This window comes from Corynebacterium ciconiae DSM 44920 (assembly GCF_030440575.1).
Taxonomy (GTDB): domain Bacteria; phylum Actinomycetota; class Actinomycetes; order Mycobacteriales; family Mycobacteriaceae; genus Corynebacterium; species Corynebacterium ciconiae.
In genome coordinates this window covers 1,094,766-1,116,223 of sequence record NZ_CP047189.1, presented here as the reverse complement: position 1 = coordinate 1,116,223, position 21,458 = coordinate 1,094,766, and the positions used below count along the sequence as shown (strand labels likewise).

The following is a 21,458-nucleotide window of genomic DNA, read 5'->3' as shown; positions in this document are numbered from 1 at the left end:
AATTTCCAGTATTGAAAATCTGATGCGTAGTCCCCCAAACGCACACACGCCCCACCGAATGGTGGGGCGTGTCAATAGCGAATTGCTACTACGCAGTAGCGTCGAGCGGGTTCTTCACCCAAGACATCATGTCGCGCAGCTTGGCGCCGGTCTTCTCGATCGGGTGGTTCGTGATTTCCTCGCGGTATTGCTTCATCTTCGGCTGGCCAGCCTCGACGTCAGCCACCATGTCGCGCACGAACTTGCCCGACTGGATATCAGCGAGCACCTCTTCCATGCGCTTCTTCGCCTCGGAATCGATGATGCGCGGGCCGGCGACATAACCGCCGAGCTCGGCGGTTTCGGAGATGGAGTAATTCATGTTCTCCAGGCCGCCCTCCCAGATGAGGTCCACGATGAGCTTCATCTCGTGCAGCACCTCGAAGTAGGCCATCTCGGGGGCGTAACCCGCCTCAGTGAGCACCTCGAAGCCGGTCATCATCAGCGATTCGAGACCACCGCACAGCACGGCCTGCTCGCCGAAGAGGTCGGTCTCGGTTTCCTCACGGAAGGAGGTGACGATCACGCCGGCACGGGCACCGCCGATTGCCGCAGCGTAGGACAGAGTGAGGTCCTGGGTGTCGCCGGTGGGATCCTGAGCCACAGCGATCAGGCAGGGCACGCCCTTGCCGTCAACGAACTGACGACGAACCAGGTGGCCTGGCCCCTTGGGAGCAACCATGCCCACAGCGATGTCCTCGGCCGGGGTGATCAGATCGAAGTGGATGTTCAGGCCGTGGCCGAACAGCAGCACATCGCCGGACTTCAGGTGCGGCTCGATCTGCTCGGTGAAGATCTTCGCCTGGGAGGTGTCCGGAGCCAGGATCATGATCACGTCGGCCCACTCGGAGACCTCATCGACAGATCCGACCTCAAAACCTGCTTCTTCGGCCTTGGCGGCGGACTTGGAGCCCTCGCGCAGGCCGATCTTGACCTCGACACCAGAGTCGCGCAGACACTGAGCGTGAGCGTGACCCTGGGAGCCGTAGCCCACAACCGCTACCTTGCGACCCTGGATGATGGACAGGTCTGCGTCGGCGTCGTAGAACACTTCAATAGCCATATTGGAGAGATCAACCTTTCATTGATGGAAGCACTAGAGCTAGTGTATCACTTACTGGGACTCAAAGTCCACTATTTGAGACGCCTTCTTGTGGTTGGGCGTGAGAATCCGCGGGCCACGGTGCATCGCGATCTGGCCAGACTTGGCCATCTCTCGGATCCCGAAGGGCTCCAGCACCTCGAGCAGAGCGTCCAACTTATCGGGCGCCCCGGTGGCCTCGATCACCATGGACTCGGGCGAGACATCCACTACCCGAGCACGGAAGAGATTCGCGGCATCAACCACCTGAGGGCGGTTGGTGGCATCGGCATTGACCTTCACCATCAACAGCGCCCGAGAGATCGTTTTCTCCGGAGTCAGGCGTACCACCTTGAGCACGTGGATCAGCTTGTTGAGCTGCTTGGTGATCTGCTCGATCGAATCATCATCAGTGTGCACCACGATGGTGATGCGGTTAACGCCCCGAGTTTCGGTGCGCGCCGAGGTGATCGCGCTCATGGTGTACGCCCGGCGACTGAATAGCCCAGCGACGCGGGAGATGATGCCATCGACATCCTGAACAAGCACGCTGAGAGTGTGGCGATGGATTTCTTCAGACATTGATTCTTAATCCTTCTCTCTTAGCCGCGCGATGCGGAGTCGGTGTCGGCAGCAGGTGCTGCGGTGTGTTCTGCGTACGCGCTCTCTGCCTGAGAGGCATGCGCCGCGTAGCCGGAGGCATTGCCATCCGAATAGTCCGAGGCGGAAGCGGCCGAGGAGTCTTCGTCGAAAAGCGGACGAAGATCGCGGGCGTATTGAATATCAGTATTGGATGCACCGGCCGAGACCATCGGCCACACTTGGGCGTCTTGGCCGACGATGAAGTCGATGAGCACTGGGCGATCGTTGATCTCGCGCGCCTTGCGGATGGTGGGCACGATCTCCTCTTCCTTCGTTACGCGGAAGGCAACGCAGCCCAGCCCCTCGGCGAGAGTGACGAAGTCGGGCACGAATTCCCCTTGTTCGCGCAGCTTGGTGTTGGAGTAGCGACCCTCATAGAACAGGGTTTGCCACTGGCGCACCATGCCGAGGTTGCCATTGTTAATCACCGCCACCTTGATCGGCATGTTTTCAATTGCGGAGGTGGTCAGCTCCTGGTTGGTCATCTGGAAGCATCCATCGCCATCGATGGCCCACACTTCCTTGTCAGGGCATCCAGCCTTAGCACCGAGCGCCGCCGGCACCGAGTATCCCATGGTGCCTAGGCCACCAGAGTTCAACCAGGTACGGGGATACTCGAAGTCAATAAACTGTGCCGACCACATTTGGTGCTGGCCCACACCGGCACAGTAAATAGCGTCTGGGCCTACCGTCTTCGATAGCTCGCGGATCACATGCTGCGGGGTCAGCAGGCCATCGTCTACATCGTCCCAGCCGCGGGGAAAACGTTCCTTGAGCGAGTGAAGATAGCTGTGCCAGCTGCTCAAATCCTGGGTGCTGGCCGCATCGGGGTGTGTGTCGGTATCGAAGGCGCGGTTGAAGGCACTGAGCACCTCGCGCGCATCGCCGACGATCGGCACATCAGCTACCCGAATCTTGCCGATCTCGGCTGGGTCGATATCAGCGTGGATCACCTTGGCATCTGGGGCAAAGGAATCAACATCGCCGGTGACACGATCGTCGAAGCGAGCCCCAATGGTAATCAGCAGATCCGAACGCTGGATCGCGCCCACCGCCGAGACGGTGCCGTGCATGCCCGGCATGCCCATGTTCAGCTCGTGGTGCGATGGCACCGTCCCCAGAGCCATGAGCGTAGTGACCACCGGAATACCGGTCTTATCGATGAACTCCTGCAGCTCGGCGGAAGCATTGGCCTTGATAATGCCACCGCCGGCGTAAATCACCGGCTTCGACGACTCGGAGATGAGCTTGACCGCCTCATCGATTTGGCGGCTGTGCGGGGTGACCGTCGGGCGATAGCCGGGGATCTTGATCTTCGGCGGCCACTGGAAAGTCATCTCAGCATTCTGCACATCCTTAGGGATGTCCAACAGCACCGGGCCGGGCCGGCCCGTAGTGGCGATGTGATAGGCCTCGGCGAAAGCCTGAGGGATATCATTGGGGTCGGCGATCATGTAGTTGTGCTTGGTCACCGGCATGGTGATACCACGAATATCGGCCTCTTGGAAGGCATCCGTGCCCAGCAGCGAGTGGCCCACCTGGCCGGTGATCGCCAACATCGGCACCGAATCCAACATTGCATCGGCGATAGGAGTGACCAGGTTGGTCGCGCCCGGCCCAGAGGTGGCGACGCACACCCCAATGCGGCCAGTGGCCTGGGCGTAGCCGGTGGCAGCATGTCCCGCCCCCTGCTCGTGACGTACAAGGACGTGGCGCACCTTGGTAGAGGAATAGAGAGGATCATAAAGCGGCAATACTGCGCCGCCCGGGATACCGAAAATGGTGTCGACCCCGATCAATTCCAAGGTCTTGACGATTGCCTGCGCGCCAGTCATGCGCTGACCATTCACGGCTTCCGCCTGCGAGGTCTGGCTGTGGTGCGCTGCAGCCTGCGATGAGGGCTGTTGCTTCTCGGCCACGGTGGATGGGCTCCTTGCTCGTTGCTGTCACTTGCTATGTACTACGCATCAGAGTTTTCCCGCTTTGCATCAACCGAACAACAGGGGCGCGGGTGGGCGTATCGTGCCGGCCAGGGGCGAGAACACTCGTTGTGTAGTTGTGTCTTAGCACTCAGCGGCGCCTCGAGGGGTGGTGGAGGACTTAAGCGCTGATAAACCAAAACCCTCGGCGGGAACTCGGTTGGTGTTCGAGTCCGTCGAGGGCGCGTGCTGTATGGGACGACTAGTACGTACCGTTACGGCGCGCGCCGCTCGGTAATTACGAGTACAAGTCGAAGGTTGGTCATGCGGCAATAATACACAACCCCTGCCCAAACTCACACACAATTCACAGAAATTACCCCCATCAGACGGCATCACACAGACATTGTGGCTCCACTCCCGCCACATGCGGCCACCCACACCACCACACGCTGCAGCAATCTCTGACCGTCACGCCACCGAGTAGTACGGGACGAAGCCGGTCAGATCGACAGAGCTGAGAACCAGATGAGAGCAGGTCATGGGGGATGCGGGTGGGCGTCGATAAGCATCGCTTGCCCGTTGGTGACAACGCCGAAAACGACTACCTTGGTAACCACCATGCTCACTCAAGCTCAGTACATCTTTTATCAAGCTCTCGACTGGATCGTCAGCCAAGGCCTCACCCTCATTCTCCTTACTCTTCTGGCTCTGCTCGTGCCTAGAATCGGCAGGCTGATCAACCGCTACGTGCAATCGAAGTGGGAAGACTCCGAGGAAGACCGCAAGGCAAGCCTCGCGCTCGTGGGCGCGGCCGTCTACATCGGCCAGGGTATCGCCTACTTCCTCCTCATCCTCGTCTTCTTCAAAACCTTAGGGCTTTCGCTGATGGGCGCCGCCGTGCCCGCCACCGTGATCTCTGCCGCCCTCGGTTTTGGCGCCCAAGCCCTCATTGGCGATTTCCTCGCCGGGTTCTTCATCATCACGGAGAAACAATATGGTGTGGGCGACTGGGTGCAGTTTGAGGGTAACGGAGTGAGCGTCGAAGGCGACGTCATGCAGATCACCATGCGCGCCACCAAGATTCGCACCCTCAACGGCGAAAACGTGACCATCCCCAACGGCACTGCTCGCGTGTGCATCAACTACTCCAACTACTGGGCCCGCGCCGTCGCCGTGCTGCCAGTGCCACTGCTCGGCTCCGACTCCGTGGAGTCCGCCATCAGCCGCTCCACCACCGCAGCCGAGCGGGCGCTCGAAGACCCCGTAGTCAAACGCGACATCATGGGCGAGCTGGAAGTACACCCCGCCGTGGACATCACCCCGCCCAGCATCGTCGGCATGCCCTGGATGATGACCATGCGTTTCATCGTCCAAGTCAACCCCGCGCGCCAATGGGCCGTCGAACGCGCCATTCGCACCGAAGTACTCAAAGAATTCTGGGACGAATACGGCTCCGCCACCACCGTCGATGGCATGCGCGTCGCCGAGCTACGCGACGCCACCTCTAGGGCACTTGAGCGCCAGCACTCCCTTGCCGCCCGCTCTGCGCTTGACGACGCCACCTCGCCGGACACCCCACACAACGGCGAGAAAGCCAGCGCCGGCGGTGGGTCTGCCGCGTCCGGTGGGGCCGGTCTTGCTGGCGCTGGCGCTGCGGCTGGTGCTGCGGCGTTGGATAGTGAAGCACCCACCAGCCACATGCCGGCGCGCTCCCACTCCCCTCAGCCGACAGGCGGTGGCGAGCAAGCAGCCGCCATGGCCGATGAACGCACCCGCAGCTTCCCTGTGACCGATGTGCCGGTGACGGAGGAGGGTGGCGTCGATAAGCATGAGGGCGACGAGCACGAAGACTCCACCCACATCTTCCGCAAGGACACCTATGAACAGCGGTGGAAGCAGGTGCTCTCGCTCGGCGGGCGCATTCGCGTGTCCACGATGCTGATGATGGTCGCGGTGATGGTGCTGCTCATTATCAAACTGTTTACCGTGCAGCCGGCGGATGACTGGCGCGCCAACACCAGGTTTGTCGAACCCACTACCTCCACGACCCAACCATCCACCTCGGAGACCACCTCCAGCAGCCAGCCGTCGACTTCGGAAACCTCCGAGCCAGCCGTTACCTCCACCGAACCCACCACCGAGAACACGGCCCCCACTAACCAGCCCAACCCGACCAGCACTACCCCCACCACGAGCACCACCCCGCAAAACCCGGGACGCGACACCGAGAACTACCCCGGGCGCGACTCAGGGCAAGACCCAGGGCGTGATTCTGGACAAAACCCCGGCGACAACGAATCCACCAACACGGAGGCCAGTGAGCCCACCGACACAGTGGACGTAGAATAGTCAGCTATGAACTCACGCCCCGGAAACTCTGATACTCCCGCACGATCCACTCACCCCCGCGGCACCGACAACGCACGCGACCACGCCAGCTCGGTTGAAGAGCGTCGTTCGCGCCCGCAGGCGCCGGAGCCGCAGGGTACTACGGCTCGAGGTTCCGGGGCGCAGGGTTCTGGCTCGCGGGGTTCTGGCTCGCGGGGTGCGGCTGCAGAGGAATCGACGGGAAGGGATCACACACCAGCAACGGTGACTAGCTTCCGTCCCGATCGCACTCACATCTTGGCCGCCGTCATCATGATTCTGATCGCGCTGGTGGGCGTGGCATATAAGCCGCTGGTTCTCGGCTGGATCCTCGTGCTGCCCGTGGTCTTCATCTACTACGTACTCAAATCTGTCACCCACGTAGGCCCCGCAGGGGTCACCATCTCCCCCGCATTCGGCTCCTCGACAACGGTGCCGTGGGACAAAGTCGAAGGCGTTGAATTTTCAGGGGCAAAGGCGCTGCTGCGCACCTCCTCTGGGAAACACCGCATGCCAGGGGTGACCTTCAACTCCCTTCCCGCGCTTGAGGCCGCGTCTCAAGGCCGCATCCCCGACCCCATTACCCAAGGTCGCGAGGCAGCGGCAGAAAAGGTCGAAGTGATCCAACGAGACGGCCGCCGCGAACTGCGGGAGAAAAAGTCCACCAAGTCCGCCGACAGCACAGCCACGCAGCGCCGCGCGAAACAGGCGTGAAGGCATCCCGCGTGCAGCAGGGCACGCGCGCTGGGGGGGACGCGCGCTATGTGTAGCACCCCTTCGGCTGCTAGGCACTGCACTGCTGCTCTGTACTGCCCGGTGCGGATGGTGCAGAACATAAGCGCTTCTTTTAGTCCTTGAGCCCACTGGTCCCAGCCTGGACGTAGGGATCGGCGTCCGGTCTAGGGACGCTTGTCCAGAAAAGCTAGTCCAGCGCCGGGGCGGCACATACCTAAGCAGCCCCTTCGCCATTGATTTGTCGGATGCTACTACGCATCAGCCTTCGACCCGGCGACTATCCACGCCCAAACACGGTGCTTTGCCGCCCACGCCAAGCCTTATTCCGCGGGGAAAGTACCGGCGGGTGGGCGTCGATAAGCTGTGAAAAGAGGAGCTATCGCAGGTGCGCGCATCGGTAGCCAGGTGGGTTGAAAACGCCCCCGTCCATTGCTCCTCGAAGCAGACCCTCTACTCTGTAGCGTAGTCACCCATCAATCGTCGTTTTCGGAAGTGTTCACCTTATGATTCCCCTTCGCTCACGTGTGACAACCGTCGGCAGAAATGCCGCCGGCGCCCGCGCCCTCTGGCAAGCAACTGGCACCAAGCTCGAGGATTTCGGCAAGCCCATTGTGGCCATCGCTAACTCCTACACCCAGTTCGTGCCGGGGCATGTGCATTTGAAGAATGTTGGCGATATTGTCGCCGACGCGGCGCGCGCAGCTGGTGGCGTGCCGAAGGAGTTCAACACCATTGCGGTCGATGACGGCATCGCCATGGGCCACAACGGCATGCTTTATTCGCTACCTTCCCGCGAAATCATCGCCGACTCGGTCGAGTACATGGCCAATGCACACACCGCCGATGCGCTGGTGTGCATTTCTAACTGCGACAAAATCACCCCAGGCATGCTCAACGCGGCGCTGCGATTGAACATCCCCACCATCTTCGTATCGGGTGGACCGATGGAATCCGGCGAAGCGATCGTGGTCGACGGGGTGGCTAAGCGCGGCTCCGATTTGGTGGATGCTATCTCCGCATCCGCCAATGACAACGTCGACGATCAACACCTCGAGCAGATCAGCAACTCCGCCTGCCCCACCTGCGGATCCTGCTCGGGTATGTTCACCGCCAACTCCATGAACTGCCTCACCGAAGCCCTCGGGCTGAGCCTGCCCGGCAATGGCTCTACTCTGGCCACGCACGCCTATCGGCGTCGCCTCTTCGAGCGCGCTGGGCAGCGCATTGTTGAACTCGCCAACCGCTACTACGCAGAAGAGGACGAGTCCGTGTTGCCGCGTGCAATCGCCAACCGGGATGCGTTCACCAACGCCATGACTCTCGACGTAGCCATGGGTGGCTCCACCAACACGGTGCTGCACATTCTCGCCGCTGCCATCGAGGGCGACATCGACTTCACCCTCGACGACATCGACGCTATCTCCAGGCGCACCCCATGCCTGTCGAAGGTAGCCCCGAACTCCGACTACTTCATGGAAGACGTCCACCGTGCCGGCGGCATCCCCGCCATCTTGGGCGAGCTCTACCGCGGCGGGCTGCTGAGCGACACCGTTCATTCCGTGCACTCTGACTCCCTCGCCGAGCACATCGCCCACTGGGATATTCGTGCCGACAATCCCCGCGACGAAGCCCTGGATCTCTTCCATGCCGCCCCCGGCGGAGTCCGTACTACGCAACCGTTTTCCACCGAGAACCGTTGGGAGAGCCTCGACACCGACGCCGCAGGTGGCTGTATCCGCGACATCGACCACGCCTACACCGCCGAAGGCGGCCTATGCGTGCTGCGGGGCAACATCGCAGAAGACGGCGCGATTCTGAAAACTGCTGGCATCTCCGAGGAGCAGTTCCACTTCGAAGGAACAGCCCGCGTTGTCGAATCCCAAGAGGAAGCCGTCTCGGTCATTCTGAACAAAGTTCTGCAACCCGGCGAGGTACTCTTCGTCACCTACGAAGGCCCAGCCGGCGGCCCAGGCATGCAGGAAATGCTGCATCCCACCGCCTTTATCAAGGGCGCTGGCCTCGGCAAGAAGTGTGCCCTCGTCACCGACGGACGTTTCTCCGGCGGTTCCTCAGGGCTCTCCATCGGGCACGTCTCCCCTGAGGCCGCCGCCGGCGGCGCCATTGGCCTCGTTCGCACCGGTGACCCCATACTTATCGACGTCGCCTCGCGGACCATTCACGCCGACATCTCTGATGAGGAACTCGCGGCCCGCCGCGAGGAGGAAAACGCTCGGGAACATCCCTTCACTCCCCACAGCGACCGCCCCCGCGCAGTCAGCAAGGCCTTGAAGGCTTACGCCGCCATGGCCTCCTCCGCAGACAAGGGAGCCGTGCGGATCGTCGACTAGCTGGTGGTGTGGCCGCTGGTGGGCTCTGCTGGTGGGCTCCGCTGGTGGGCTCCGTGTTCACCTGTTGTCCCTCATGGCACTGCAGAGTCGCAAAAGAAGGGGCTGGCCTCGTAAACAGGCCAGCCCCTTCTTCCATGTTTAACCGCCGTGCACCCTAGATGAAGTGCATACCGGATAACTGTGCTTTTAGTTCAGGGGGTTAACTCCCGCGCCGAACCACCACAGGGCTGCTGCTGCAGCGCCACCGACAATCACCCAGAGCCACGAGCTCAGCAAGGGGCGATGCGTCCACGAGCGGTTAAAGTCCAAAGACATCTTGCCGGGGCCTGTGAACTGCAGTGCCAGCACGGCGATCACCATGACTACGCAGAATAGCACCTCGGCCGGCCAATTCAGTGGATTCACGCCCGCATTAAGCACGTCAATCTGGTGTAGGGCGGGTAGCGTCGTGGCGACGATACCCACCGCGGCAGCTACCGGAGTCAAAAGACCCAGAAGCAAAAACACTCCCGCAAGTAGCTGCAGACTAGGCTGCACAACCGACAGCAGCCACGGCATCGCGTACCCGCCGAAATCGTTTTCCAGCCCAGACAGCCCCTCAGAATCGCCGAGCTGGAAGAAGGTTTTCACCCCGGCGAGAATGAGGATTGCGCCCACACCCACGCGAAGCACAAAGACACCGAAGTCCAGGGTGCCCCGGCGATGATCGAATGCTGGGTCGTAAGCCAGCTCCTCCTCGACGGGCTCAGCCACATCAGCCGCCACCGTGTGCGGCCCAGCAACCGGCGCGGCTGCCATACCCGGCTCTGGTGCGTAGTCCGCGTCATAGTCTGCGTCTGTTGCAGGCTGGGAACGCGGAATCACCACAGTCTCTTGGGCTGCCGATGGCGCGGGGTCACGACGCGGGGCTTCGGGTTGAACCTGGCGGGGAGGTTCGCGTCGAGAAGCCTCCGCTGCATCCGGCTGCGGCTCTGGCTGACGGGTGTCGCGAGCACTGGTCGGGGCGTCCGAAGCCAGAGGACGGGAGCGCTCAGGATGATCATCCGAAGACTCCTTGGCCGCTGCAGCCCCAGCGGCAGCAGCCCCGGCGCGAGGCATCACGACTGTGTCATTGCTGTCATCACCCCGAACTTCGGAGGTGCTACTACGCAGCGGAGTAGATTCGCGATGAGATTCCTCAAGCGAGTCAGACTCAATGTCTGTGGCCTGGGGCTGCTCAGCCTGGCCGCGAGGCGGGATAGCCTGCGGCGCTGCCCTGCCGGTGCGCTCGTAAATATTTCCTGCCGACCGCTGCTTCTGCGTTGAGGGAGCGGCCGTGGCAGGCTGATGCGTAGTAGCAGCCTTCTTTTCCTGGGCTTCAACCTTTGGGCTGTCAGCGGGCCGGTCGGCCTCGGAGCGGGGGGAGGAAGCCTTGGCGGAGGATGTGTCCCCGCGCTCGTCGGTGCCGCCCGCGGAATCCTTGGGGGTGTAGGTAGGGATTTCGGTGTCTTCGCCGAAGTCGTCGGCGCGGGCTTTGTCGGGACGGGGGTTGTCAGGCTTGGTCATGCAGCTCAGCGTATAGGCCCACGCTGGTGAAACGGAGGATTTAATTACCGGCGCGCCGTGTTTCAGGCACAACCTTTACAGGATTGTTATTGCCCGAGGGTGGTGGCGGCGCTGAGGACGGCGTCGCTCAGTGCGCTGAGGATGGGAGACTCGAGGCGCCAGTGCTGCCAATAGAGGTGGACTTCCTCAACATTGTCGTCGAGGAGCACAACATCGCCGCGATCGAGCAAGGGTCGCAGTTGGGGTTCGGGGAGAAGACCCCAGCCGAGCCCGACGCGGGCGGCGTAGACGAAATCTTCGGAGGAGGGGATCCAGGAGATGCCGCGGTGGCGACTGTCTTCGCCGCTGCGTAGTCGCCCTAGTAGATCGTGTTCTTGGAGGGCGTCGTTGGGGCCATAGCGCAAAGCGGGCATGGAGGCCCAGTCGAGGCTGCCGTCTTCGCGCGTGTAGGCATCGAGCAGGTCGGGGTGGGCGGCGGCGCGGTAGCGCATGACGCCGAGGTAATGGGATTCGCACCCAGACACGGCCTCGGCTTCGCGGGTGACGGCGCCGAGGACGTCGCCGCGGCGCAAGAGGTTGCGAGAATGGGATTCGTCTTCAATGCGTAGTCGCAACGAGGCGCTGTTCCACGAGGCAACGTTGGCCAACACGGGGCGAAACCAAGTGGATAAAGAGTCTGCGTTGATGGCGACCGCTAGCGGCACCCGGCCGAGCCGTCCTCGGAGCTGGGCGTCCGTTTCGGCTTGCAGCAGCGCCATACGACGGCCGGCCTGGACGAGGATCTCGCCTGCCTCCGTGGCCCGGACGGGGTTGGTGCGTTTCAGTAGAACTCGCCCCATGGTGTTTTCCAGCGCCTTGATGCGTTGGCTCACCGCTGAGGGGCTGATGCCGAGTCTGGAGGCGGCCGCTTCGAAGCTTCCTTCATCGACGACAGCGAGGAGCGTAGTGAGCTTGACGTGGTCCATGAAGCAATTCTAACGCAGGTGAAGACTACTTAATTTTCCTTCACATCAGCTCTAAGACAACATCATTTGTGTGATTGCACTGAATGGTTTCTTCGTTGGATTGTCCCTGATCATCGCCATTGGACCTCAGAACGCACTCCTACTTAAACAAGGCGTGAAAGGCGTGGCCGTAGGCGCAGTAGTGGCCGTCTGCCTCATCTCCGACATTTTGCTCATCCTCGGCGGCACCGCCGGGATGGGTGTGCTAGTGGAAAAAGCACCAACCGCCCTCGTTGCTCTCAAATGGGCAGGCGTGGTGTATCTCAGCTACTTTGCCTACACCTGTTTCCGAGACGCCCTCGCGCCCAAGGCTGGGGCGCTGCGCGCCACCGATGTCCGCGACCCCGAGGAAATCGATTTGGACGGAGATGCTACTACGCATCAGCCCTCCGAGATCATCGCCGAGGCAGAGGCGCTCCAAAACACCGCGATCCACAACGGCGACTCCAGCGAGGACACCCGGGTTTCCAGCACTGCTACCGCCCCAGGCGGCGCGCTCGCTACCAAGCGTCGCAACCGCATCACCACCTCAGACAAGCCGTGGCTCAAACCGGTCATCGCGGCACTGGTGTTCACCTGGTTCAATCCAGCCGCCTACATCGACACCTTGGTCATGCTGGGCGGACTGGCCAACCAGTTTGGCCCGACCGGGCGTTGGGAGTTCTCCGCTGGGGCCCTCGCCGCAAGCGCACTGTGGTTTCCCGCCATCGGCTTCGGCGCGCGAGCCCTGGCCCAGCCTCTGTCGAAGCCACAGAATTGGCGGCGGCTCAACTTCGCCATTGGCGTCGTGATGCTCATCATTACCGCGCGTTTGGCTTTGCACTAGCCTTTCCAGGCAAGGAGGTGGCGTCGATAAGCATTATCGACGCCACCTCGGGTTTTCTAGCCCACGCGCGTGTGCGTAGTTACCTTCTCTTCGACGCGGTTGCGCCCGCCCAAATATTGATGCCCGCATCATCGGCCACCTCATCGATGGCGGCAAGCTCAGAATCGGAAAAATCGAGATTCTCAAGGGCGGCAACGTTATGACGAAGCTGCTCCGCGGAGGAAGCGCCGATCAATGCCGAAGCCACAGTCAGCTCACCGAAATCACCCTGCTCGCGCAGCACCCAAGCAATAGCCATCTGGGCCAGGCTTTGGCCACGCTCGTGGGCGATATCATCCAAGGCTCGCACCATCGCGAGGTTATCCTCAGAAAGCATCCCCTCTCGGAACGACCCCTTCTCCGCAGCACGAGAATGCGCCGGCACACCATCGAGGTACCGGTCAGTCAACAACCCCTGCGCCAGCGGAGAAAAAGCAATCACCCCGAGGCCATTATCGGCCGCCGATTCAAGCAGCGACTCGCCATCCTCACCCGGCTCCTCCACCCACCGATTCACAATCGAATAGCTCGGCTGGTGGATCAGCAAAGGACACCCCTCCTCCTGCATAATTGACGCAGCCTCAGCCGTCAGCTCCGGCCCGTAGGAAGAAATACCCACATACAGCGCCTTGCCCGAAGCGACGATATCTCGCAGCGCAAACATCGTTTCTTCCAGCGGCGTATCAGGATCAGGGCGATGGTGATAAAAGATATCAACATAATCCAGCCCCAACCTGTCCAGCGACTGGTCCAACGAAGACATCAAATACTTGCGCGAGCCACCAAAACCATACGGCCCAGGCCACATGTTCCAGCCGGCCTTCGAACTGATAATCATCTCATCACGGTGCCCCGCAAAATCACTACGCAAAATTTCACCAAAGTTGCGCTCTGCAGAGCCTGGGGGCGGGCCGTAATTATTAGCCAAGTCAAAGTGGGTGACACCGAGATCAAATGCACTACGCACAATCTCTCGCTGAACGTCTAGGCGGCGATCGTCACCGAAGTTGTGCCACAACCCGAGCGACAACGGCGGCAACTTCAAACCCGAGTTACCCACCCAGCGGTACTGCATAGACTCGTAACGATCAGCCGCGGGCTGATAGGACTGCGGGGCTTTTACTGTGTACGACATACCCCCAGTGTGCCTGCGCTGGGGTCGATAGTGCTACTACGCAACAGAGTTGCACCCCAACAAGGCAGATGGCTCTTAGTATGGGGAAGATGACTACGCATCAACTTTACGATTCCGCCCTAGATCTTCTCCGCACCCTAATCCGCAACGCCTGCGTCAACGATTTCACGCCGGAGTCCGGCAACGAGCAACGCACTGCCGAGACCCTCCGAGATTTCTTCAACGACGCTCCCACCGAGGTCCGAGAGCGGCTATCCATTGAGAGCATCGAACCAAGCCCCGGACGCACAACCCTCGTTGTTACGGCAGCCCCTGCGCGCGATGAGGGGCTTTCTCCCCTCACATTCTTCGGCCACACCGACGTTGTTGTAGTGGACGAACAACACTGGACTCAGCCATGCTTCGACGCTGTGATCGAAGACGGCAAGGTATACGGCCGCGGGGCTGTGGATATGCTCTTCATCACCGCAGTGCACGCGGTTGTTACTAAATGGGCGGCTTCCCAGAGTCACCTTCGCCGTCCCATCCAATTTGCCGCGCTCGCCGACGAAGAAGCACGCGGCGGCCTCGGCGCTGGTTGGATCGCCGAAAACCGGCCAGATGCTATTTCTTGGGAAAATTGCCTCGGCGAAACCGGCGGCGGACATATCGTCCGAGATGGGGTGTCACGATGCGTAGTGGTCAATGCTGGAGAGAAAGGGGCCGCCCAACGACGGATCCACGTCACCGGCGATCCTGGCCATGCCTCCGCACCGTGGGGTACCACAATGACCACAGGCATCCTCGGCGAGGTGACCATGCGTCTCGCCTCGCTTTCGATCCCCTCCGACCAGCCTCTCTGGGAGCCGTTTGTCCAGGCCTTTGGATTCGACCCTGAAACTGAGGAAGCGCTTATTAGCCACGGCACCAGCGATTACAGCCCATTTGGAGAGATGTCACGCTTCGCCCATGCGATTTCCCACACTACTGTCGCTCCCACCGTGGTTCGTGCCGGTGGGCCGATTAATGTCCTCCCCTCCTCTGGGTACGTAGAACTAGACATCCGCCCCACTCCAGGGATGAGCCAGGACGATGTCGATGAGCACCTACTAGAGGCCATAGGCGAGCTGCGTAGTCACTGCCGCATCGAACGTCTCATCTGCGAAGATGCCACGGTCTCCTCCACAGAATCGCCTCTCTATCACGCAATCACCGAAACTTTTGCGGAGCTATTCCCCGAGGAGAAAGTCCTTCCGATTGTCACCTCAGGCGGCTCTGACCTCCGCTTTGCGCGAAAGAAGGGCGGCGTGGGATACGGTTTTGCAGCACATGCGGCCGGCCGCACACTCGGCGATATCCAGGCTCAGTTACATGCGCATGATGAGCATCTTCACCTTGAGGATCTCGATCTCACATTGCGTGCCTATGTGGGAGTCACTGAGCGTTTCGCCGGCGTCTAGACACGCGCTACTACGCAGCGGCGCGTTTCCACTTCTCTTGCCGGTCTAGACTGGCATTCGTTGTTGTTTCACTTTCACTACGGATCGTCCGGCACGTACCTGCCGGTGAAAGGACTCCCCTATGGCCTCGGTGACGTTCGACAGCACCACTCGCATTTATCCAGGCGCTACCGAGCCTTCGGTTGACGCGATCGAGTTAAACATTAAAGACGGCGAGTTTCTCGTTCTCGTGGGTCCTTCGGGCTGCGGTAAATCGACTACCCTTCGTATGCTTGCCGGACTTGAAGATGTCTCTAGCGGCCGTATCTTCATCGGTGACCGCGACGTAACTCACCTCGCGCCTAAGGATCGCGATATCGCGATGGTTTTCCAGAATTACGCGCTCTATCCGCATATGACTGTGCGGGAGAACATGGGTTTCGCTCTGAAGATGGCTGGGCGGCCTCAATCCGAGATCACCGAGCGTGTTGAAGACGCAGCACGCACCTTGGACCTCACGAAGTTTTTAGACCGTAAGCCCCAGGCTCTCTCTGGCGGTCAGCGGCAGCGTGTGGCCATGGGCAGGGCAATCGTCAGGAAACCCCAGGTCTTTCTCATGGATGAGCCACTGTCCAATCTAGACGCAAAATTGCGTGTGCAAACCCGGTCTCAAATTGCCGCTTTACAGGCAGATTTAGGCGTGACCACACTATTTGTCACCCACGATCAGACCGAAGCGCTCACGATGGGCGATCGTATCGCAGTGCTGAAGGATGGCGTTTTGCAGCAGGTTGGCACCCCACATGAGGTTTATACGCAGCCGGCGAACGCGTTTGTTGCAGGTTTTATTGGTTCCCCCGCGATGAATATGAGTACCTGCGACGTCCACGGTGATACCGCGCTACTCGGAACAACCCGCATTCTTCTTCCTCCCGCGACCCGCGCTGCTTTAGTGGAAGCATCTGAGAACACAGTGCTTGTGGGATTCCGCCCGGAGAACCTCCAGCTAACGGACAATCCCACGATCAGCTCCCTCAGCATCACACTGGAGTTCGTGGAGGAATTGGGCTCAGACTCCTACGTCTATGGCCCCTTGGCAGGTGAAAGCCTAGGCGATACCGGAACCGACGCCCCCGATTCGCGCCAGATCATCGCCCGCATTCCGCCGCTGTCTGCGCCGAAGCTCGGTTCCCAGATACACCTGCGCATTGACGACGCCACCCTCCACTTTTTCTCTACCCGCACTGGTGAGCGCCTACCCTCTTAGCCCCAGCAGGCCTCGTCAGGTGTGTTGCTGATGCCCCAATGCGGCGAGCGTAAAGCACTAACTCTGGTGCGTAGTGGCGGCGTCATCGCCTTGGTTAGCGCTGTGATGCGGGCACCGCTGTGGCCAGGCTTGGGCCCTTACTTTTGCCCCTGGTGCCTGTTGTGCTGCGACGCTGTCATTGAGATGCACTTCAGTCTCATTGTGGTCGTGTCCAGCCCCACGGGTAGCACCGACCCTGCCGGTTTTGGGGTCGCGGGCTGCGTGGTGTTTGGCATGGTGTGCGCGGGTGTCGTCGTTGTCGCTGTGGTGGATTCGGCATAGGCACGTGAGGTTTTCTATGTCGGTCGCACCACCCTGTGCGTAGGGCTCGATGTGGTGGATCTCGCATTTGGAGATTGGAGTTGAACAACCGGGATGTGTGCACACATTCTGCGCTGCCGTTAGAGCGATGCGTTGAAATATATTGGCGCAGCGCTCGAATCGGCCCAGCCGAAGAACATCACCTGTATGGGGATCATGCACAGCAATGAAGCCGAATTTCTTCATTCCTAGCGCCATCACCTGCTCGGTGGTGAGCGGAATTCCAGTATTGGTGGGGTGCTCAATTCCCGCATTGATGAAGTCGCAATGAGTGAAATCTTTGGGCGAGATACAGACCACCAGCGTGCTTTCTGTAGTGCCGGTCCCCCGCTTAATGACGGTACTGAAGGCCTCCTCGTAGCGTTGATGATACGAACGCTGATCCCCCTTAGGGCGAGGCTTTCTCATCTCACGGTCCACTTGATCAGTCAGTACCGCCGCCGTCTCAGGCGCAATGCGTCCGAATATCCCCACGTTACCGTCAGTTCCGGGCTTGGTGATGGTGAGGCGTCGAGAAGCAGCGCTATCACATTGCTCCTTCGATAGTGACCTATTAACATTCCGTACGCGCTGGTTGAGTAATTCTCGGGTGTCATCGTAAGAATGGCCGACGCCATAGCTGACAGCTTCGAATCGAATCGATTCGCGAACTCGCGCATCTTTGGTTCGCAACCCCGCCAAACTTGACTCGATAAGTTTTCGCATGTCTGCGCTCAGACGATGCCTTCGCAACTTATCAGCACTCAGCGCCCTCAGCTGTCGCGCTTCTTCAAGGCGTTTCGACGTTTCTTCAGCTGGCTCGTTCTCCGGCGGGTTGTCTTTTATCGGGCCATAAAGCCGCGCAGCCTGCGTTGATATATTCGACGCTCGCCTCTTGGACCAGCCAAATGTGTCCTGCAGAAAACGAACCGGCTTCTTTGTTCCCGCAACCTCCACTGCTTTATCACACCGAACTCGGTGTGCTAGTAAAACATCTGTGTGCGCTTTAAGGTCCAGGAGTCTTTCCAAACGCCTATAAGTATCAATAAAGCTTGCTAAATCGCTTACGCCAGTCTCCAACTCCTCAGTCAGGCGGACCAGTAAGGCCTCACACTGATCAATCTCATCAATAACGGCGATAGTCATGTTGAGCGTCCCCTATCTCAGCAGCAGTAGGTGTGTTTGTGAGCAACACTGTTACAGATCCGCAAACCCACCGCTACAACACGGCCCCACTGCCCCGCCAGCCTGTGAATTTCGCAGTTTTTTATGCACAGCCCAGGCGGGGACATCGACGAGAATCTAGTCTTCGAGCTACTACGCATCAGCCAGCGAGCAGGACAAATAGCCTTAAACTCTGATGCGTAGTAGCTGTGGTTGCTACTCGTACCGCAACGCCTCGATGGGATTCAGCTTCGCTGCCCTCCGAGCTGGGTACCAGCCAAAAAACAGCCCAATCGCGAGGCAAAACAACAGTGAGAACACGATTCCGCCGATCGGTGGAAGCACCGGGTTGCGCATCATGGCTGACCCAGCGAGCCCGAACACCCCGCCTGCCAGAACTCCCACTAGTCCCCCGGCGAGGCATACCATCATGGCCTCGACGACAAATTGAGTGCGTATGTCCTTGGCCGTGGCCCCGAGTGCTTTGCGGATGCCAATCTCACGGGTCCGTTCGGTCACGGTGATGAGCATGATGTTCATCACTCCAATTCCTCCGACGAGCAGCGATATTCCGGCGATGGCAGCGAGGGCCGCACTGAGCATGTTGGTGATTTTGTTGGACTCTTCGAGCACACTGGAGAAGTCGAGCGTGCGAGCTTGGTAGCCTTCGCGGTTGTTCCACATCGTGGCTACGGTCCGGTCGATCTCCGCACGCACGGTGTCGGGCTCTACGCCGTCGGCTGCACGCACAACGATGTTGCTCCACATCAGCGGCTCACCGGGAGCGACGGTCAGTGGCGCAACACTATAAGGCAAATAGAGCTGAGCTGGTGTATTCCCAGAGTCGACCAGCGGCGTTTCATCTTGGCTATATACGCCCACTACGCGAACGTCGAAGAAGCTGTCCTCCCACCCAAAACTGATTTCCTGGCCGAGCGCCTCCGAGGCGTTGCCATCGAAGTATTTCTCGATGAGTTTTTCGGGTACCACCGCCACCATCCTTTGGTCGCGGGCATCCTCCTCAGTGATTCCCCGCCCAGCTACTACGCGTTGCTTTCCGAACGAGAAACCATCGGCGTTGACAAACGCTATGGCCGCGTCGGTTGGCTCCGAGGAGCTAACTGTCACGGCTCCTGCGTAGTGTGAGGCAGACTGCCCTGCCCCGATCCCGACACCGCTTATCGACGCTCCGAGCCGTGCCTTCAGGGTCTCGATGTCATCGGTGCTAAAACCCGAATCTGGATCGTCGTTACTGCTTCCTGAGTAGAGTGCTTGGAAGGGATCGTCGGCTGAGTTGTCCGTGTCGCTTTCTTCCCCGGCAGACGGCTCTACAACCACAGTGATATCGCTTCCCCCGAGGTCTTCAAAAGTCTTTTTAATAGAGCTGTTGAGCGAGGCGCCGAGCGTCAAGATGGTGATCACGGCTGCGACTCCAATGATCACTCCGAGTAGGGTCAAAAATGTGCGTAGTAGGTTGGTGCGCAGGTTGAATAATGCCAATACCATCGCTTCACCGAGAGTCACTGGATCACCCCATCTTTGAGAGTGATGATCCGCTGAGTTTCTTCAGCGAGCTCGGGGTTGTGGGTGATAAAGACGATCGTGCATCCACTGGAGTGCAGCTCGTGGAACATGTCCATCACCATCCGCCCAGACTCGGTATCGAGGGCACCCGTCGGTTCATCTGCGAGGACTAATTCGGGATCATTTGCAAGCGCCCGCGCGATGGCAACGCGTTGTTTTTGGCCACCGGATAGCTCGGCGGGGGTGTGTTCTGCCCGATCCGCCATACCCACTTGGGCAAGTAGTTCAAGAGCGCGGTCGCGGCGCTGCCTCTTCGGAACACGGTTGTACATCATGGCCACTTCTACGTTGCGTAGTGCGCTGAGCCGGCCAATGAGGTTGAAGTTCTGAAACACAAAGCCCACATGCTCGCTCCGGTAGCGCGCGAGTGTGTTGTCCGACATGTTCAGCACGTCCTGGCCATCGAAGAGATAGTCCCCTTCGGTGGGCTGATCCAGCAGCCCGATGATGTTCATCAGCGTCGATTTTCCCGACCCAGAAGTCCCCACGATCGAGACGAACTCACCACGCCCTACCGCTAGATCGACTCCAGGCAGCACTGTCAGTTCACCTGCGCCCCCTAAGTGGAATCTCTTGACCACGTTGCGTAGTAGCAGAAGTGGCTGATCACTCAACCCGCACCTCCTGGCCCTCAAGGTGCGCGTATTCCGCGGCGCGAGCGATCACTTTCTCGCCTACCTGGAGCTCGGAGCTCGTCACAGCGACCAAGAAATCGTTGTTCATCCCTTTCTCGACCGCGCGCTTTTCGACGCTACGTTTTTCACCATCACCCACCACAACCAGCACATGGCCATCCTCGGTCACTGCTTCCATGGGCACAACAAGTGATCTCGGCGATGACTCTGTGGTTATCTTTGCTTTCACAGCAGAGCCGAGAAGTAGCCCCTCTCTATCGCCAGTCACTTCGATCTCGATCGGAAAAGACGCCACCGTTTTCCCGTTGTCTTCTTTCGCAGGCTCCGCTGTGGCTACTGGAGAAACAAAACTCACCGTGCCGCTGAATTTCTTATCGCCCGTGGCGATGGTGGTAAAGGAGACCGACATGCCCTCTTTCAACTTCGGCACCTCGGCTTCTTTTACCGACGACTGAATAACCATCACGCTGTCATCAGCCACAGTCACCACCCCTTCGGCCGCAGGCTTTCCCTCTTTAGCCGGCACGGCGGTGACGATGCCTGCCTGTTGCGCGTAGATTTCGGAGGAGTTGATCTTGTCCACCAGTTCACTGTTGGCAAGATCGTTACTGGTGGCTGCCGCCTGTGCTTGGGCTTGAGCTTCTTCCAAGGCTGATTTGCTACTACGCAGCTGAGTTTTTGCCGTGTACCGCGCCGCTTCGAGAGCTGTGTGTGCCTCGTCCTTAGCACGGGTGGCGGCCGCTATTTCTTCCTGGTTGCCGCTTGCGATAGCAGCATCGAGCTGGGTTTGCGCTTGCGTCAATGCGGTGGTTGCCGCGTTGATCTCAGGATTGAGCCCTTGTCGCAACGCTTCAGCCTGCTGATTCGCCTCTTGCTGTGCTTTTGCCACTGCCTGCTCGTTGGTGGTGTTAGCTGCAGCCTGCTCGGCCCGCTGCTTGTTTAGCTGGGTTTGCACATCGGAGGCATCGATTCGAGCGAGAAGTTGGCCTTGGCCGACGCGATCTCCCGGCCGAACCAGCACTTCCAGGACTGGACCGGTAAGCGTCGTCGAAAGCGTTGTCTGGCTCTTCGGCTCCAGCGTTCCCGCGCTGGAGACCTGGCGCTTTACTTCTTCCTTTTTCACCACCGCTATGTCCGCGCTGGTAAGACTTGTGGCTGCTGGACCCATAGCCGCGCGTACTCCTGTCACGACCAAGAGGACCGCCAGCACCGTCCCTCCCCCAATGACACCTATTTTCACTTTTCTTGACACCCCAGAAGTATAAGGTTTCCGTAACAGACAGATCAATAGACTTTATGGGCACTACGCAACAGCCTAAGAAATACTTTCTCTGCTGGTCATTGGCATAGTGCATCTAATAGCACCCA

The 21,458-nt window shown here is 59.7% G+C and carries 16 protein-coding genes; 6 read left to right on the top strand and 10 right to left on the bottom strand.

Annotated features, from left to right (window positions below):
* Positions 1 to 88: 88 nt before the first annotated feature.
* The 3 genes from ilvC to CCICO_RS04940 are packed head-to-tail and all read right to left on the bottom strand — an operon-like array spanning position 89 to position 3,681.
* On the bottom strand, positions 89 to 1,102 hold the full coding sequence (ilvC, locus tag CCICO_RS04950) for a ketol-acid reductoisomerase (protein ID WP_018019942.1): 1,014 nt from the start codon (positions 1,100 to 1,102) through the stop codon (positions 89 to 91).
* 51 nt (positions 1,103 to 1,153) lie between these two features.
* The gene (gene ilvN, locus CCICO_RS04945) at positions 1,154 to 1,702 is read right to left on the bottom strand and encodes an acetolactate synthase small subunit (RefSeq protein ID WP_018019943.1); all 549 of its coding nucleotides are present in this window, start codon (positions 1,700 to 1,702) and stop codon (positions 1,154 to 1,156) included.
* Between the two features lie 20 nt (positions 1,703 to 1,722).
* A complete protein-coding gene (locus tag CCICO_RS04940; RefSeq protein WP_018019944.1) occupies positions 1,723 to 3,681 on the bottom strand; it encodes an acetolactate synthase large subunit in 1,959 nt (652 codons plus the stop codon).
* 621 nt (positions 3,682 to 4,302) lie between these two features.
* Between CCICO_RS04940 and CCICO_RS04935 the strand changes: the two genes are divergently transcribed.
* From CCICO_RS04935 to ilvD, 3 genes are all read left to right on the top strand, one after another.
* Complete coding sequence (locus CCICO_RS04935) at positions 4,303 to 6,033, top strand: mechanosensitive ion channel family protein (RefSeq protein ID WP_018019945.1); 1,731 nt, start codon at positions 4,303 to 4,305, stop codon at positions 6,031 to 6,033.
* Between the two features lie 6 nt (positions 6,034 to 6,039).
* A complete protein-coding gene (locus tag CCICO_RS04930) occupies positions 6,040 to 6,765 on the top strand; it encodes a PH domain-containing protein (protein ID WP_244263998.1) in 726 nt (241 codons plus the stop codon).
* A 524-nt stretch (positions 6,766 to 7,289) separates the two neighbouring features.
* Positions 7,290 to 9,134, top strand: a complete 1,845-nt coding sequence (gene ilvD / locus CCICO_RS04925) for a dihydroxy-acid dehydratase (protein WP_018019947.1) — start codon at positions 7,290 to 7,292, stop codon at positions 9,132 to 9,134.
* A 186-nt stretch (positions 9,135 to 9,320) separates the two neighbouring features.
* Here the strand turns inward: ilvD and CCICO_RS04920 are convergent, their stop codons facing one another.
* Positions 9,321 to 10,679 carry a DoxX family protein gene (locus CCICO_RS04920; RefSeq protein ID WP_018019948.1) on the bottom strand — a complete coding sequence of 453 codons (1,359 nt, stop codon included), beginning with the start codon at positions 10,677 to 10,679 and terminating at the stop codon, positions 9,321 to 9,323.
* An 86-nt stretch (positions 10,680 to 10,765) separates the two neighbouring features.
* Positions 10,766 to 11,644 carry a LysR family transcriptional regulator ArgP gene (locus tag CCICO_RS04915; RefSeq protein ID WP_018019949.1) on the bottom strand — a complete coding sequence of 293 codons (879 nt, stop codon included), beginning with the start codon at positions 11,642 to 11,644 and terminating at the stop codon, positions 10,766 to 10,768.
* 70 nt (positions 11,645 to 11,714) lie between these two features.
* On the opposite strand from CCICO_RS04915, the gene CCICO_RS04910 reads away from it, so the two are divergent.
* The gene (locus CCICO_RS04910) at positions 11,715 to 12,509 is read left to right on the top strand and encodes a LysE/ArgO family amino acid transporter (RefSeq protein ID WP_018019950.1); all 795 of its coding nucleotides are present in this window, start codon (positions 11,715 to 11,717) and stop codon (positions 12,507 to 12,509) included.
* 79 nt (positions 12,510 to 12,588) lie between these two features.
* Here CCICO_RS04910 and mgrA read toward each other — a convergent pair whose 3' ends face one another.
* Positions 12,589 to 13,683 carry an L-glyceraldehyde 3-phosphate reductase gene (mgrA, locus tag CCICO_RS04905; protein ID WP_018019951.1) on the bottom strand — a complete coding sequence of 365 codons (1,095 nt, stop codon included), beginning with the start codon at positions 13,681 to 13,683 and terminating at the stop codon, positions 12,589 to 12,591.
* Positions 13,684 to 13,763: 80 nt separating this feature from the next.
* Here mgrA and CCICO_RS04900 point away from each other — a divergent pair, with 80 nt between their 5' ends.
* The gene (locus CCICO_RS04900) at positions 13,764 to 15,122 is read left to right on the top strand and encodes a M20/M25/M40 family metallo-hydrolase (RefSeq protein ID WP_018019952.1); all 1,359 of its coding nucleotides are present in this window, start codon (positions 13,764 to 13,766) and stop codon (positions 15,120 to 15,122) included.
* Between the two features lie 121 nt (positions 15,123 to 15,243).
* The gene (locus CCICO_RS04895; protein ID WP_018019953.1) at positions 15,244 to 16,368 is read left to right on the top strand and encodes an ABC transporter ATP-binding protein; all 1,125 of its coding nucleotides are present in this window, start codon (positions 15,244 to 15,246) and stop codon (positions 16,366 to 16,368) included.
* Between the two features lie 57 nt (positions 16,369 to 16,425).
* Here CCICO_RS04895 and CCICO_RS04890 read toward each other — a convergent pair whose 3' ends face one another.
* From CCICO_RS04890 to CCICO_RS04875, 4 genes are all read right to left on the bottom strand, one after another.
* A complete protein-coding gene (locus CCICO_RS04890) occupies positions 16,426 to 17,853 on the bottom strand; it encodes an HNH endonuclease signature motif containing protein (protein WP_018019954.1) in 1,428 nt (475 codons plus the stop codon).
* 234 nt (positions 17,854 to 18,087) lie between these two features.
* Entirely contained in the window at positions 18,088 to 19,395 is a 1,308-nt protein-coding gene (locus CCICO_RS04885) for an ABC transporter permease (RefSeq protein ID WP_018019955.1), read from the bottom strand.
* The gene (locus CCICO_RS04880; RefSeq protein WP_026161489.1) at positions 19,392 to 20,069 is read right to left on the bottom strand and encodes an ABC transporter ATP-binding protein; all 678 of its coding nucleotides are present in this window, start codon (positions 20,067 to 20,069) and stop codon (positions 19,392 to 19,394) included. The genes CCICO_RS04885 and CCICO_RS04880 overlap by 4 nt, the downstream gene beginning before the upstream one ends.
* Complete coding sequence (locus CCICO_RS04875) at positions 20,062 to 21,258, bottom strand: efflux RND transporter periplasmic adaptor subunit (protein ID WP_018019957.1); 1,197 nt, start codon at positions 21,256 to 21,258, stop codon at positions 20,062 to 20,064. Before CCICO_RS04875 ends, CCICO_RS04880 begins: the two co-directional genes overlap by 8 nt.
* Positions 21,259 to 21,458: the final 200 nt, after the last annotated feature.